This window comes from Burkholderia sp. BE17, assembly GCF_009362305.1.
Classification (GTDB): Bacteria; Pseudomonadota; Gammaproteobacteria; order Burkholderiales; family Burkholderiaceae; genus Burkholderia; species Burkholderia pyrrocinia_C.
Window position 1 is genome coordinate 102,857 of the sequence record NZ_WHNU01000012.1, and the last position, 14,730, is coordinate 117,586.

Here is a 14,730-nt window from a genome sequence, read left to right on the forward strand (position 1 = left end):
CCGCGATTGTACGGTTCCCGTCAACAGTGAATTTGCGATTTAAGTATTTACCCTGATAGTCGAGCCTCCTAGACTTCTACTCATGCGCAACGACCCCGAGTCCGAAGCGCCTGACAAAACAATCCTGGAGGTAACGCATCATGAAATCGCTGATCAAGGCAGTTGCACTGGCCGCGCTGGTGGCCGCACCGATCGTCTCGTTCGCCCAATCGAACCAGCAGCCCCTGACGCGCGCGCAAGTGCGCGCCGAGCTGGTGCAGCTCGAAAAGGCCGGCTACAACCCGAACGACTGGGTGAACTACCCGGAAAACATCCAGGCCGCCCAGGCAAAGATCGCCGCCGCGCAGAACACCGGCGCGCAGGCCGACGCAACGGGCTACGGCGCGAATGCCGCCGCAACGTCGCAATCGGGTCAGCGCGTGGTCGTGCCGGCCGCAGCCGATCGTTCGTCGGTGTACTTCGGCCACTAAGCCGGCCGGCGCCCGCGAGGGCGCCCGGTTTGCAGGCTTCCCCGAAACCCGTGCACGGTATCCGTGTGCGGGTTTTTCGTTTCTGCATGCACGAATGAGCCGGGGCGAGCGCGGTGCGCCGGCCTGGCGTCACGGCGAGGTGCCTGCGTGGCGAGCGCGGGTCGCGAGCACCGCCGCGACGCCACCGAGGATGGCGGCCGATGCGAGCGCGAGCCGCCAGGTCGGCTGTTCCGACAGGAACAGCACGGCGCCGGCCGCGGCGATCGGCGGCACGGACAACTGGATTGCCGCGGCGCGCATGGCCGTGAGGTGCCGCAGCGCGGCATACCAGACGACGTAGCCGAGGCCGGATGTGAGTGCACCGGAAAGCACGGCAAGCACGATGCCGGCCGGCGTCAGGTGCACGCGGTCGGCGAGCGCGACGCTCAACGCGAGCGCCAGTGGTGCGGCACGCAGGAAGTTGCCGGCGGTCGCCGCGACCGGATCGGCAGGCTTGCGGCCGCGTATCGAGTAGATGCCCCATGCAACGCCGGCGACAGTCATCAGCGCGGCGCCTTGCGGTGTCGGCGCCGCGAGCCCCGGCGAAACCAGATACAGCAGCCCGCCGAGCGCGACGCCGAACCCGGCCCAGCCCGCCGGGGCGAACCGTTCGCCGGCGCGCCATCCCGCCGCGAACATCGTCAGTTGCACGGCGCCGAACAGGATCAGCGCGCCGGTCGCGGCACTGACGGTCAGGTACGCGAACGAGAAACACGCGACATAGGCGAACAGCATCGCCGCCGCGGGCCAGTCCGCAGGCGGGGCGGGGCGTTGCGCACCCGCGCGGGCAACGATCGCGAGCATCAGCGCGCCCGACACGAGGCGCAGGCTGCCGAAGCTGGCCGCGTCGATCCGTCCGCCCTGCAGCGCGAGCCGGCACAGCAGCGAATTCGACGCGAATGCGAGCATCGCGACGGACGTCAGCGCGGCGACCCGCACGCCCGGCCGCACGTGCAGCGCGAATGCGGAGGCGGGCGGGCGCATCGCGGGCCTCACGCGTGGTTCGCGGCGATCAGCACGGCCACGCCGAACAGCGCGACGCCGAGCGGCGCCGTGAGCTGCCGTCCCCACGCCGCATTCTTTTCGATGGCCATCAGCGCGGCGAGCGACAGCATCCAGCCCAGACTGCCGGCGCCGACGACGAACATCAGCAGCATCAGCGCCCAGCAGCACCCGACGCAGAAGAGCCCGTGGCTTGCGCCCAGCGCAAATGCGTTCCGCAACGGCGTGCGGCCGCGCCAGCGGCTGATCACGAAACTGAAAGGGGTGCGGCACCGGTCCAGGCAGTGTTCCTTCAGCCGGCTGAACTGAAAGGCGCCGGCGAGCGTGAACACGGCCGCGCCGATCAGCCAGCCGCGCCACGCGAGCGCCGGCACATGCGCGACGCCCGTCAGCACCAGCGCATGCAGCCCGTGCGCGACGAGGCCGAATCCGCTCCACACGACGACGTAGCCGACGCCGACGAGCGCGAGCAGGCGCGCCTGGTCGGGGCGGTTCGCGACGACGCGCGCGAACGCATCGAACAGCGACAGCGTGGTCGGCAGCATCATCGCAAGAATCATCAGCGTCCAGGCGGCCGCGTTCAGCACGGCCGGCAGCCATAACGCGCCGCCCGGCAGCGCGCGACAAAGCGCGCTGAACGGTTCGGAGGCGACACCGTCGCCGTGCTCGAGATAACGCCCGTACGGACTGCGCGTCCACGCCCACAGCGTGACCCACGCGAATGCAACGAGGCTCGTGAGCACAAGCGGAAACAGGCGCCGATGCAGCGACGCTGCCATGGCCGTTGCCGTGCGATCGCGATTCACGCGTCGAACAGGAACGTGCTCTGCAACGCGTTGTGATTCTTCAGATCGACGTCGATGCCGATCGCCGCATTCTTCGACCGGTAGACGGGCGCCTTGCCGACGAACACGGGTGCGCCGGGCACCGTCGAGAACACGGTGTCGGTCAGCGTCGTCTGCGCGCCGCTCGGGCCCAGGTACGGCTCGAGTTCCGCGTGATAGTCGGTGCCGATCGACAGCGTGCCGCGCGCGCCTTCGACGTCGAACCGGATCGGTGCGCGCTCGATCGACACGACCTTGCCGATCAGTTTCGCGAGTTCGGCGATCGGGCCGCCGGCCTGTCCCGTGTAGACCTTGAGCAGCGCCTGCTCCTGCGCGTCGGACGCCGTGTCGCTGACGAAGATCGCGGCCGTCCAGTTGCCTTGCAGGATATTGCCCGGCACGCGGCACACCGCGGCGATCGTGTTGCCGCCGACGTCGACGCCGTCGACCGTGCCCTTGTCGACATGCCATGCGACGATGGTGTCGCACACGCCGAAATCCGGATCTTCGCCGATCCAGCACGGGCATAGTACGCGACAGTTGCAGACCTCGAGCAGACGGCCTTCCAGGTGATAGCTCATGATTTCCTCCAGAGAGTGACGGCGATTGCGCGTTGCGCAAGGCAGAGGAAACCGGCTGACGAAACGTCACACCCGCTCGGCGGTACGAACGCGAAATGCGCTGAGAAATGCGCGGAAGCGGGACGGGATGGATGCGATAGCGCTGGCCTGAAGCGGCGTATCAATTTTTCCAGTTTAGGTGCGCGTGGGTGATATGCAAGCCGGCGCGCGAGCACGATGCCGGCTGACAAGCGAACGCGCATGCGCTAGCATCGCGGACGGTGTCGCCGCGCGCCGAGGCGCGGCAGGGGCGTCAGGCTCCGCACCGGCTTCCACGACTTCAACGAACAACAAGGAGCATCCATGCGTGTCTTGACCGGTCTGCTGTGCTCGCTGGCACTGGCGGCGAACGTCGCCCATGCACAGGCGAATTGTGCGGACGCGACGGATCAGGCGACGATGACGGCGTGTGCCGATCGCGCGTACAAGAAATCCGATGGGGAGTTGAACCGGACCTACCAGGCCGTCACCGGGCGCCTGCGCGATGCGCGGCCGCTTGCCGACAAACTCGTGAATGCGCAGCGCGCGTGGATCGCTTACCGCGATGCCGAATGCGGTTTCTCCAGCGCGAACGCCGAGGGCGGCAGCGTATACCCGATGGTCGTATCGACCTGCCTCGACGATCTGACGAAGGCGCGCACGGAAACGCTGAAGGCCTATCTGTCCTGCGAGGAAGGCGATCTCGCGTGCCCGGTGCCCGCCAGGTAAAAGTCGCGCACCGGCTCGGCCGGTGCGGCTCGCGATCCGCTGTTTCGTGTCGTCCGTTACACGTCGTCCGTTACACGTCGTCCGTTACACGTCGTCCGTTTCGTCGAGCAGCTTGTGCCGCATCGCGTAACGCACCAGCGCCGCTTCGTGCGGCATCTGCATCTTTTCCAGGATCCGCGTCTTGTAGGTGCTGACCGTCTTCGCGCTCACGCACAGCGCCTGCGCGATCTCGGTCAGCGTCTGGCCGGCGGCGATCCGCCGGAACACGTCGAATTCGCGGTCGGACAGCCGCTGGTGCGGCAGCGTCTCGGCCGGCTCGTTCAGACTCTGCGCGAACTGCTCGGCCATCGCGAGGCTCACGTAGACGCCGCCCGACGCCACCTTCGTGACCGCGCCGACCAGTTCGGCGCTCGCGCTTTCCTTCGTCAGATAGCCTGATGCACCCGCGCGGAAAGCTCGCACCGCATATTGCTGCTCCGCGTGCATCGTCAGCACGAGCACGCGCAGCGCGGGCTTCTCGTCCTTGATCTGCTTGATCAGTTCGACGCCGTTGCGGCCCGGCATCGACAGGTCGAGCACGAGCACCTGCGCGGGTGTCGAGCGCACGAGCGCAATCGTCGACGGGCCGTCGCAGGCCTCGCCGGCCACCTCGAATCCGCTGGCGTTCTGGAGGATATGCCGCAGACCGTCGCGCACGAGCGTATGGTCGTCGGCGATGAGCACCTTGATCATGAGATGAGAGTTTCCTGTTGAACGGAACTGAGCGGAAACGCGACGGTAATCGAAAAACCGCGCGCGAGCGCGGTATCGATCGTCACGGTGCCGCCCAGCATGTGTGCGCGTTCGCGAATGCCGATCAGGCCGAACGATTTGTCCTCGTGGACCGTGCCGCCGGGCGCCGCGCCGCGGCCGTTGTCCGCGACGCGCAGCACGCAGAGGCCGTCCTCGATGTCGAGCCGCAGCGCGACGCGCGTCGCATCCGCATGACGCGCGACGTTCGTCAGCGCTTCCTGGACGATGCGGAACAGCGTGGTCGCGCCCGCGCTGGTGAACGTGAGGCCGCCCGTTTCGATGTGACGCTCGACATCGATCCCGTAGCGGTTCGTGAAATCGTTCGCGAGCCATTCGATCGCCGGCACGAGGCCGAGATCGTCGAGCATCACCGGCCGCAGGTCGGCCGCGATGCGCCGCACCGATGCGACCGTCGCGTCGATCAGCCGCCGCATGCCCTGCAGGTGCGACAGCGTGCCCGCGTCGGGCTGCGCGCGGTCGGGCACGCGCAACTGCTGCTCGACCACCGACAGGTCCATCTTCAGCGCGGTGAGTTGCTGGCCGAGGTCGTCGTGCAGTTCGCGCGCGATGCGCGTCTTTTCTTCTTCACGCACGTTCTGCAGGTTCGCCGACAGTTCGCGCAATTCCTCGCGCGATTGCTTCAGCGCATTCTCGGCGCGCAGCCGCTCGGTGATGTCGCGCAGCATCACGGTATAGAGCTTGCCCGACGCGTCGCGGATCTGCGAGATCGACGCCTCGATCGGAAATTCCTCGCCGTTGGCGCGCAGCCCGAACAGCACGCGCTGGCGGCCCATCTGCCGCTCGGAAACGCCCGTCACGCCGAACTGGTCGACATGCTTCGCGTGCGCGGCGCGGAACCGCTCGGGGATGAAGCGCGACAGCGGCGCGCCGATCGCCTCCATCGCGGACACGCCGAACACCTGCTCGGCCATCGGATTGAAGATCACGACCGTCTGCTTCTCGTCGATCGTGATGATCGCTTCCATCGACGAACGGATAATGCCCATCATCCGCGCCTCGTTGAGGATGCCGCGGCTGCTCGCACCGGAATCGGCCGTGGCGCCTAACCGGCCGCGTATCAGCGCATGGACGAGCGCCGCGAATGCGAATGACGCGATCAGCCCCGCGGCGAGCACCGTGCCGGCCGCGCGCTGCGCGCCGGTCGCGCTCGGGCGGCCGTCCGCGGAGTAGGCGAGCGTCAGCGCGGTGCCGCCGAAATTCAGTTCGTCGGTGCGCCGCAACAGGTCGGGCGACGCCGACGCTTCGTCCGTCGTCGCCTCGACGCTGACGATCGCGCGCGGATCGCCGCCGGCGGTCATCCACAGGTCGATCCCGCGTTCCGCGTCGAGCGCGCGCTCGACCAGCCGCCGCGGGCTCAGCGCCGCGAACAGCATCCCGTCGGCGCCGGCTTCGCGCGTGCCGGACGGCGTGGCGGCCGCACGTGGCGAGGTGCTCACGGGCAGGAACAGCGTGAGGGTGCGCGCGTCGCGGGACGTCTCGTCGTCGGCCGGGTGCACGCCGAGCGCGATGTCGCCGGTCTGCAGCGCGCGCGCCAGCGGCGCCGCGTCGGATGCACCGAAGCGTACGACGGGCGAACTCGACGGGGGCGCGCTGAGCGCCGCCGCCGCGAGCACGCCGCCCGGCATCGGTTTCGCGCCGGCGAGCGCGCTGCGCGCCGCGGGCGGCAGCGGCACATAGCCGATCTGCCGGACCGGCGAGCGGCCGCTGTCGAGATCGAGCGTCTCCGCATACCGGCGCCACTGCTCGGGCGTCATTTCCGGAACGAGGCTGAACGCGCCGCGCGCGCCTTCGAGCACGGCAACGCCGGCCTGCAGCTCGTGGCGCAGCATTGCGGTCACGTGCGTCGTGCGGCGCGCGAAGCGCGTACGGACGGCGCCTTGCCACTGCTCGCGCACCAGCAGCGCGACGCCGAGCGACAGCACCGCGCCGGCGCACAGCGCGACGACGCCAGCCGCGAGCGGCTGGCGTAACATGATCTGGAGGCGCGTGGGCCCTCGGGCATCACGCGTCGGGGTTCCACTGGCGGTCATTCGATGGCCATTCTGTTGTCGGGGCCGCCTAAGGGCCTGTTCACGCTATTAACGGGCTTGCGCTGGCCGCCGGAAGGGCCGATCGCAAGGAATGCGACGAAGCGAATACTCGACGTATTCGCCAGGAGCATCACACGGCGATCGGCCCTTCCGGTGGCCAGCCTCACAAAAATGTTCTATCAAAAATCAGGGAGACGTGCGTTGCCGGCCTCATTGTGGCGTAGATCGTCGCTTGTTCCCCAAGGGGACTTCCTTCGGGCGTTTGGCTCGGCCAAACGGCGCGCTTCACTCCTTGCATGCGCTCCGAAAGAAGCCCGTTGGGGGCAACCGGCAACGCACGCTTGCAAATCAGTTGTTAGCGTGAACAGACCCAAGGCACTCGGGCAGCACGGCAAAACCGGGCAAAACTCGCACCGGCTGCGCACAACGTCTATTTTCAAGGTGAAATTGTGCGCGTTTTACACGTTTTTTGTAATAGGGTCAGCTGAAAATGCGGCAAACGGCGCGAAGTAGCGGGCGCGCCGGCCGCGCTTGACGCGCGTCAACGAGCGCGTCGGCACGTGGGGCAGACTGTTCGGCAGGCAAACCGGCGCCGGGCCGGCTTGCGATAACGGGCCGCCGTCGCACAACGCGCGACGCGTGCCCGGTCGGAGGGAGGGACCATGTACAAGCGGATTTTCGTCGGGCTCGACGGCAGCCCGAGCGCGCGTCTCGCGCTGAACGAGGCGATCCGGATCGCGGCGGCGTCCGGCGGCGAGGTCACCTGCGCGTATGTCGTCGAGCATCGGCCGCAGCTCGTCGACGTCGATGCGGGCTTCGCGGCCGAGCACGACGGCGATGCGGCCGCCACCGCTGCCGCGACGCCGGTGCTCGACGATGCGAAAGCGGAGCTCGCGCAGCAGCACGTGCCGGGCACCGTGCGCGCGCTCGACGCGTACGGCGAGGATGTCGCCACGGTGCTGATGCGTACGGCGGCCGAAGCCGACGCCGACCTGATCGTGATGGGCACGAGCGGGCGGCACGGGCTGCGCCGGCTGCTGCTCGGCAGCGTCGCGGAATCGCTGCTGCGCGCGGCCGACCGGCCCGTGCTGCTGGTGCGGCACAGCGAGCCCGGCGCGCCGACGGCCGCGTGATGCACGCGGTGCGTTGCTGACGCATGGGCGGTTGCGGGCGGGCGCCTTTGCCGGATGTCCGCCTGACGGAACGCGCGACGCGCTGATCGGCGCAGCGCGCGCGGGTGCGCCTGTCGCGTTCGACGCATGCGCCGAACGGTCGAGGGCGCACCGGATGCGCGAGCGCATGTGCGCTATTGCGTGCCCGCGGTTGCATCCCGACACGCAGTTCTGGCAGCATCGACCGTGTCCGCTTCCTCGCCGCGCGTATGGCCGCGGCGATCGACGCAGCGGCATCCGGCGGCACCCGGTCGCATCCGCGACCAACCGGGCCGTACGCCGGATGCCGGTTTCTCACCTTGCCGACGTCATCCGCCATGCCGATTTCCGCCACCGACCTGATTCGCCAGTTCAACCTGCAGCCGCACCCCGAGGGCGGCTATTTCCGCGAAACCTACCGCGCGACCGATTCGGTCGTGCGCCCGGCCGACGGCGCGCCGCGCGCCGCATCGACCGCGATCTACTACCTGCTGTGCGACGGCGCCTATTCGTCGTGGCACCGGATCCGTTCCGACGAGGTCTGGCATTTCTACGCGGGCGATCCGCTCGAGGTGTGGGTGCTCGACGAGCGCGACGGGCTGACGATTCACCGGCTCGGCAACCCGCTCACGCATCCGGGCACCGTGTTCCAGGCGGTCGTGCCGGCCGGGCGCTGGTTCGGCGCGCGCTGCGCGTCGCCGGAGCACGTCGCGCTCGTCGGCTGCACGGTTGCGCCGGGGTTCGAGTTCGCGGAATTCGAGCTGGCCGACGCGGCCATGCTGGCTGCCGCGTTTCCCGACTACGCGGAGCACGTTGCAAGGCTCGCGCAGCGCCCGGCCGCGTGATCGCCGCAAGCGGTGCAACCGTCGGCCCCGAAGCCCGCGCCGACGGCGTGTGTTCCGCACGATCCCGGTCAAACCCGTTTAGAATGCCCGTGATGCGCAAGGCCTGCTGCGGACGTGCCGCGGCGGCCGTTGCACAGCCGGACCGACGGCCCCCGTCGCGCGGCCCGCATGTCTTCCAGGAGCGCCGCCGTGTGGCACTTTCCCGTTGCAATTCCATCGTCGCTCGGCCCGTGGGCCGTATTCGCGAGCGTGTTGATCACGCAACTCGGCGTGCCGGTGCCGGCCGTGCCGATGCTGATTCTCGGCGGCACGATGGCGGCAATGGGGCAGGCGTCCTGGGCAAGCATGTTCGCGGCGGCGATCGGCGCGACGATGCTTGCCGATTCGCTGTGGTTCTTCATGGGCCGCACGCGCGGCCGGCGCCTGCTGAACGGCCTGGTGCGCTTCTCGCTGTCGCTCGACACGACGCTGCGCTTCGCGCGTAACGTATTCGAACGATACGGCGCGCCGCTGCTCGTGCTGTCCAAGTTCCTGCCGGGCCTCGGCCTCGTGTCGGCGCCGCTGCTCGGCACGACCGCGATCGGCGTCGGCGTGTTCCTGTTCTGGGATCTGGCCGGCGCATCGCTGTGGGCCGCGTTCTGGCTGGTCGGCGGCGCGGCCATTCACGATCAGATCGTCCAGTTCGTGCTGTGGGTGCGCGCGAGCGGCGGCACGATCCTCGACGCGTTCCTCGCGATCTTCATCACGTTCCTGCTGTACCGCTGGGTGCGCCGCGTGCAGTTCCGCCGCTATCTCGCGCAGGTGCGCATCTCGCCGCCGCAGCTCGTCGAGATGATGACGTCGGACGAACCGCCGCTGATCTTCGATGCGCGGCCGCGCGCGATCCGCGAACGCGAGCCGTACCGGATCGCCGGCGCGGTGCCGGTCGATCTCGATTCGCCGGACCTGCTCGACCCGGAAATGCTGAAACGGCCGATCGTCGTCTATTGCGTGTGCCCGAACGAAGCAACCGCGAAGCGCCTGATTGCGAAGATGCAGCGCAAGAAGATGATCCACAACATCCGGGCGCTGAAGGGCGGCCTCGATGCGTGGGAGAAGCACGGCTATCCGGTCGAGCCGCTGCCGGCCGATCTCGATTCGTCGCGCTATTTCGTGCGTCCGGAACACGGCGCGCTCGAAGGCGAATATACGGTGCGCGCGACGTTGTCAAAATAGATGCGCGCGCGGCACCGCGCGCATTCGAATATCGCTACCGGTTTCACGCATTGCGATTTTGTGAAAATCGGCTGGCGTGAAACCTCCAAGTATCCATATAATCCCGCCTGCATATTGCGTGCGCGTGATCGCGCACATTCGACGCGCGTTCGTTCGCGCCGAAAGCGATTGATCCCGTTGCCGCTCGTCACGCGCTCAGCCGCGTCGCACGGGCCGCACGGGCCGCACGGGCGTATTCCGTGAAAGAGGCCCGATCCGTTTTCCGGATTTCTCCGGAATATGCGGATAATCCGCGGCGATTCCCATCGGATTGACGCAGTATCCGTGTCGTTTCTCATTCGGAAATCAACGGCGGGGATTATTTCGTTTTCGGCTGCCTATATCGGCATGAACGGTCGCGCATTGACATCGACACAATGACGGCGGCCGCTCCCGGCTGCCAGGAGACGGACTTGAAACAACCGGAAGACCAGTTGCACCGCGGGCTCGAAGAACGGCACATCAACCTGATGGCGCTCGGCGCGACGATCGGCGTCGGCCTGTTCCTCGGCTCGGCCAGCGCGATCCGCACGGCCGGCCCGGCCATCCTGCTGACCTACCTGCTGGGTGGCATCGCGATCTTCCTGATCATGCGCGCGCTCGGCGAGATGGCGATCACCAATCCGGTCGCCGGCGCGTTCAGCCGCTACGCGCGCGACTACCTCGGCCCGCTCGCCGGCTACCTGACCGGCTGGACTTACTGGTTCGTGTGGATCGTCACCTGCATGGCGGAAATCACGGCGGTCGGCGTCTACATGCACATGTGGTTCCCCGGCGTGCCGAACTGGATCTGGGCGCTCGCGGCGCTCATGGCGATGGGCTCGGTGAATTTCATCGCAGTCAAGCTGTACGGCGAATTCGAGTTCTGGTTCGCGCTGATCAAGATCGTCACGATCGTGCTGATGATCATCGGCGGCGGGCTGATGATCGCGTTCGGCATCGGCAACGGCGGTGTCGCGACCGGCATCTCGAACCTGTGGGCGCACGGCGGCTTCATGCCGAACGGCATCGGCGGCGTGATCGGCGCGCTGCCGATCGTGATGTTCGCGTATCTCGGCGTCGAGATGCTCGGCCTCACGGCCGGCGAGGCGCGCAACCCGGAGAAATCGCTGACGAAGGCCGTGAATTCGGTGTTCTGGCGCGTGCTGATTTTCTACATCGGCGCGCTGTTCGTGATCATGTCGCTGTATCCGTGGGACCAGATCGGCACGCAGGGCAGCCCGTTCGTGATGACGTTCTCGCGGCTCGGCATTCCGGCCGCCGCCGGCATCATCAACTTCGTCGTGCTGACCGCGGCGCTGTCGTCGTGCAACAGCGGCCTGTTCAGCACCGCCCGGATGCTCTACAACCTCGCGCAGCAGGGCCAGGCGCCGAGCAAGCTCGGCCGCGTGAACCGCAACGGCGTGCCGGTGTATGGCGTGATCGTGTCGGTCGCGCTGCTGCTGATCGGCGTGCTGCTCAACTATCTCGCGCCGCAACACGTGTTCACGTGGCTCACGTCGGTGTCGACGTTCGGCGCGATCTGGACGTGGTGTGTGATCCTGATCGCGCAGATGCGCTTTCGTCGCACGCTGTCGGCCGACAAGATCGCGCGCCTGCCGATCCGCGTACCGTTCTATCCGCTCGGTTCGTACGTCGCGCTCGGGTTTCTCGCGCTGGTCGTCGTGCTGATGGCGTTCACGCCCGACACGCGCGTCGCGCTCGTGATCGGGCCGGCGTGGATCGCGCTGCTCGGCATCGCGTATGCGCTGTTCTACGCGAATCGTCCGGCGGCATCGGTGCCGACGAAGTCGTAAGCAACACGGATAAGCCCGCGCGTGCGTTGATCGCGATCATACGCGCGCGGGCCGGACGTTCTATGCTGAACGGATTGCTTGTCCGCGCTTCGCGTGACCACCCGCCGATCCCCGCGACCGTGCCGGCCATCCGGCCGCCGCGCGCCGCTTCCACGCGAAGCTCCCGTCGTCGCTGCGCGACGACGCGCACCCACGGAGGCCTTCGCCATGCAGCCTGACCAATCCATCCCGACGCTCGCGCGAATCGCGCTGGCCGTCGATCCGACGCCCGAATCGCAGTCCGCCGCGCGCTACGCGCGCACGCTGCTGCGCCCCGGCATGCGGTTGCGCATCGTCTGCGCAATCGACAACCCGCGCCTCGTATTGCCCGACATCCCGCGCATCGACGCGCTGCTGACGTCGGCGCGCGAGGACATGATCCGCGAGGCGCAAGCCACCAACGCGCGAATCGCGGCGCTGTTCGACGACAGCGGCATCGAGGTCGAGCAGGTCGTCGTCGATACGTCGGTCACGGGCGGCACGGTCGCCGATGCGCTGGTAAACGACACGTTGGCGTGGCGCGCGGACGTGCTGGTGGTCGGCGCGAATCCGCACCACGGGCTGCTGCGGCTCGTCGAGGGCGCGATGTCGGACACGCTGACGACACGCGCACGCTGCGCGCTGCTGATCGTGCCGGCCGGCTACGAGCGCCCGTCGGACGGCACGCTGCAGCGGCTGATGTTCGCGGTCGACGGCAGCGAGCCGTCGCTGCACGCGGTGCGCGTCGGGCTCGGCTTCGCGGCGCCGACGACGTTGCTGTATGCGGCGTACGTGATCGATCGCGCGGTTCGTCTGACCGATATCGTGCCGGTGCGCGCGCTCGAGGATGCGTACCGCGCGGAGGGAGAGGATGCGCTCGCGAAGATCGGTCCGCTGTTCCATGCGACCGGTAACCCGACCAAGCGCGGTATCGTCGAAACGCGTCCGACCAGCGACGACGTGGCCCATGCGCTGATGCGCGACGCCGTGCACTGGCGTGCGGAATTGCTGGTGGTCGGCACGCATGGCCGGCGCGGCATCGCCGCCTGGCTGATCGGCAGCGTCGCGCGCCGCATTGCGCACCTCGCGCAAGTGCCTGTCTTGCTCGTGCGTGGCGCGGAGTGAATCGCGCGGAGTGAAGGCGCGGTGTCGCGTACGAAGCGGGCCTGGATTGACCTGCGTCATAAACGGCATGCGCATTGCGTGAGACACTGACGGAAGACGCCGGCAGCGTGGCCGGTCTGTCGTTCGTGCACGACGACAATCGTGCATGAACGCGAGCATCGATCGGCTGCACGTTGGCCGCCGTCGCATCGTTTTCGTGAGCCGCGCCATGCGTTGCATGGCGCGTCATCCGACCAGGAACTCTCTGGCACGAGGGTAGGCAGCCGACGGCTGCCTTGGAGGACGGGCGGGGTGCGAGTCACCCCGTCCGCTTTCCGCGTTGCTGGCCCCGTCTGATTTCTTTTCCTCGCAGGTATCGTCGTGAATGCTGCCGTGTGGCACGGTATGTCATCGCACGTCATGGCGCGCGGTCGCGCCGATGCGGGTTGGCGGATGGTTGCGACATGCACGGCATCGCCGCACATGCGCGGCACGCTGCCGGCCTTGCGGAAATTTCTGTCGCGCGCAGCCGCGTCGCGTGCCCGTTCAGAGGCTGCGAAGAATCGACCGCAGATTATGCCGGCGGCCGGCGCTGCGACGTACACGCGGGCGTTGGCACACGACATGCAGCGGCGCGCACGCGCTGCACGTGCGGTTGCGCAGCCGGTTCGCATGCGGCCAGCCGGGGCGTGCCTTGCGGCGTGGCTCCGAAACGGCCGGCGCGTCGGGTGCGGCCCGCGCGCAGAGTGCCGCGGCGAACCGTTGCAGCGCGAGTACCGACCCCGCGACGCTCTGGTACTTTTCGCGGCCGATCTGCCCGTCGAGCGTGACGAGCAGGCCGGCTTCGCGTGCGAGCGCGAGCAAGGTGTCGAGGTCGTCGGACGGACGGTTGCCGGCCGACACGGCCCGGGCGGGCAGGGCGCGCGTGTTGCCCGACGCGTGCCGCTGGCCGGCCCGGCCCGGAAAGTTGCGATGTTTCATGGTTGGTCTCCTGCGCCGGACCCCGCATGCCGGCTCGATGGCCGGCTGGGCGATGACCCGGTATGAACGCTTCGTCCATGCCATCAGTATCGGGTGGCGATGACGCGCTGCCAAGCGGCGCGCGCTGAAGTCGCTGTCAGGCATTGCGCGCGCGTATCGGAATCCGCTGACACGCGTGGCGGCGGATCGGCGGTATCCGCGACAATCCGGCGCATTCGTTCCGACGAATGGACAGCGCTCGAAGGGCATCGCTTGACGCATGATTTCGGCCGGTCTAAGTTCCCCAAACTGCATCGGCTTCGCGCGGCGTTCCATCGTCGGCCCGTCGCCGGTGCCGCGCCCGGGGGTGGCGCGGCAGGAATTCCAGTTGCGTTCGCGGGCGGTTTGCGCCGCGAACCATGCGCGGCCGGTCCGGAGACGGATCGGCGCGGCGGCACGCAACGTGCCGTTGATCGCGCGCAAATATGCTCCGGCGCATCGCACGCCGCGCGGCCATCCAGTCTTTAAGCTTCCAGTATCGTCATCTTTTCGTTCCTCGATCGTCAGGAGTTCGTCGATGTCCAAGGACAATTTGCTCGATTCACTCAAGGAAGCCGCCGAACGGCGTGCGATCGGCGCGGACCAGTTGCGCGCGATGCTCGACGACGAAGTACGCGTGTTGTCGTCCGGCGCGCGCGTGCACGACTACATCCACGTGTTCGCGATCCGGCACCTGCGTGAACGGATGCGCCAGCAGGACGATTTCGACAGCGACACGCGGGCCGATACGCCGACCACGGAATCCGATCCGCGCCCGAGCCACCGTCTATGACGTGCGCTCGCCGCGGCTGACGCCGCAGGCGTCGCCCGATCCGTCGCCGGGCCGCGGCCAAATCCCGCTCGCCCCCCGCTCGCCCTCCACGCATGCGGTCGACGGCGAGCTGGCCAACCCGAAACGCCCGGTGATTTCCTCTTACGAAGCCGTCGGCGCCGTCGGCGCGCCCGGCGACCTGCGCTCGGGGCGCGAGGCGCCTGACCGGCACGACAATCCTGACGATCCGCTGACAGCCGGCGGCGTTTTTCGCTGAATTGTCAC

Annotated in this window: 15 protein-coding genes; 9 read left to right on the forward strand and 6 right to left on the reverse strand. The window is 68.1% G+C overall.

Features of this window, described 5'->3' with window-relative positions:
- Positions 1 to 140 precede the first annotated feature (140 nt).
- Positions 141 to 470, forward strand: a complete 330-nt coding sequence (locus GD429_RS12795) for a DUF4148 domain-containing protein (protein WP_152857258.1) — start codon at positions 141 to 143, stop codon at positions 468 to 470.
- A gap of 129 nt (positions 471 to 599) precedes the next feature.
- Here GD429_RS12795 and GD429_RS12800 read toward each other — a convergent pair whose 3' ends face one another.
- From GD429_RS12800 to GD429_RS12810, 3 genes are read right to left on the reverse strand one after another with little or no spacing between them, the layout of a single operon-like run.
- Positions 600 to 1,493, reverse strand: coding sequence for a DMT family transporter (locus GD429_RS12800; protein ID WP_152857259.1), 894 nt, complete (start codon positions 1,491 to 1,493; stop codon positions 600 to 602).
- Positions 1,494 to 1,501: 8 nt separating this feature from the next.
- A complete protein-coding gene (locus GD429_RS12805) occupies positions 1,502 to 2,290 on the reverse strand; it encodes a DUF2182 domain-containing protein (protein WP_152857260.1) in 789 nt (262 codons plus the stop codon).
- A 23-nt stretch (positions 2,291 to 2,313) separates the two neighbouring features.
- Entirely contained in the window at positions 2,314 to 2,916 is a 603-nt protein-coding gene (locus GD429_RS12810) for a DUF1326 domain-containing protein (protein ID WP_152857261.1), read from the reverse strand.
- A gap of 342 nt (positions 2,917 to 3,258) precedes the next feature.
- Between GD429_RS12810 and GD429_RS12815 the strand changes: the two genes are divergently transcribed.
- Positions 3,259 to 3,663, forward strand: a complete 405-nt coding sequence (locus GD429_RS12815; protein WP_152857262.1) for a lysozyme inhibitor LprI family protein — start codon at positions 3,259 to 3,261, stop codon at positions 3,661 to 3,663.
- A gap of 84 nt (positions 3,664 to 3,747) precedes the next feature.
- On the opposite strand, the gene GD429_RS12820 is transcribed toward GD429_RS12815, so the two are convergent.
- Both GD429_RS12820 and GD429_RS12825 read right to left on the reverse strand, forming a co-directional pair.
- The gene (locus GD429_RS12820) at positions 3,748 to 4,395 is read right to left on the reverse strand and encodes a response regulator transcription factor (RefSeq protein WP_069748173.1); all 648 of its coding nucleotides are present in this window, start codon (positions 4,393 to 4,395) and stop codon (positions 3,748 to 3,750) included.
- Positions 4,392 to 6,506, reverse strand: coding sequence for a PAS domain S-box protein (locus GD429_RS12825; protein WP_152857263.1), 2,115 nt, complete (start codon positions 6,504 to 6,506; stop codon positions 4,392 to 4,394). Before GD429_RS12825 ends, GD429_RS12820 begins: the two co-directional genes overlap by 4 nt.
- 662 nt (positions 6,507 to 7,168) lie before the next feature.
- On the opposite strand from GD429_RS12825, the gene GD429_RS12835 reads away from it, so the two are divergent.
- From GD429_RS12835 to GD429_RS12860, 5 genes are all read left to right on the forward strand, one after another.
- The gene (locus tag GD429_RS12835; RefSeq protein ID WP_152857265.1) at positions 7,169 to 7,639 is read left to right on the forward strand and encodes a universal stress protein; all 471 of its coding nucleotides are present in this window, start codon (positions 7,169 to 7,171) and stop codon (positions 7,637 to 7,639) included.
- Between the two features lie 356 nt (positions 7,640 to 7,995).
- Positions 7,996 to 8,502 (forward strand): cupin domain-containing protein, encoded by a 507-nt coding sequence (locus GD429_RS12840; protein ID WP_152857266.1) that lies wholly within the window; start codon positions 7,996 to 7,998, stop codon positions 8,500 to 8,502.
- Positions 8,503 to 8,691: 189 nt separating this feature from the next.
- Positions 8,692 to 9,717 carry a DedA family protein/thiosulfate sulfurtransferase GlpE gene (locus GD429_RS12845; RefSeq protein WP_175942260.1) on the forward strand — a complete coding sequence of 342 codons (1,026 nt, stop codon included), beginning with the start codon at positions 8,692 to 8,694 and terminating at the stop codon, positions 9,715 to 9,717.
- Between the two features lie 452 nt (positions 9,718 to 10,169).
- Entirely contained in the window at positions 10,170 to 11,552 is a 1,383-nt protein-coding gene (locus tag GD429_RS12855) for an amino acid permease (protein ID WP_152857268.1), read from the forward strand.
- A 207-nt stretch (positions 11,553 to 11,759) separates the two neighbouring features.
- Positions 11,760 to 12,695 (forward strand): universal stress protein, encoded by a 936-nt coding sequence (locus tag GD429_RS12860; RefSeq protein ID WP_152857269.1) that lies wholly within the window; start codon positions 11,760 to 11,762, stop codon positions 12,693 to 12,695.
- Between the two features lie 525 nt (positions 12,696 to 13,220).
- On the opposite strand, the gene GD429_RS41815 is transcribed toward GD429_RS12860, so the two are convergent.
- Complete coding sequence (locus GD429_RS41815; protein ID WP_152857317.1) at positions 13,221 to 13,655, reverse strand: hypothetical protein; 435 nt, start codon at positions 13,653 to 13,655, stop codon at positions 13,221 to 13,223.
- Between the two features lie 556 nt (positions 13,656 to 14,211).
- On the opposite strand from GD429_RS41815, the gene GD429_RS12870 reads away from it, so the two are divergent.
- Positions 14,212 to 14,466: a DUF3562 domain-containing protein gene (locus tag GD429_RS12870; protein ID WP_152857270.1), complete on the forward strand. Its 255-nt coding sequence runs from the start codon at positions 14,212 to 14,214 to the stop codon at positions 14,464 to 14,466.
- Between the two features lies 1 nt (position 14,467).
- Entirely contained in the window at positions 14,468 to 14,722 is a 255-nt protein-coding gene (locus tag GD429_RS12875; protein WP_152857271.1) for a hypothetical protein, read from the forward strand.
- The last annotated feature ends 8 nt before the right edge of the window (positions 14,723 to 14,730 follow it).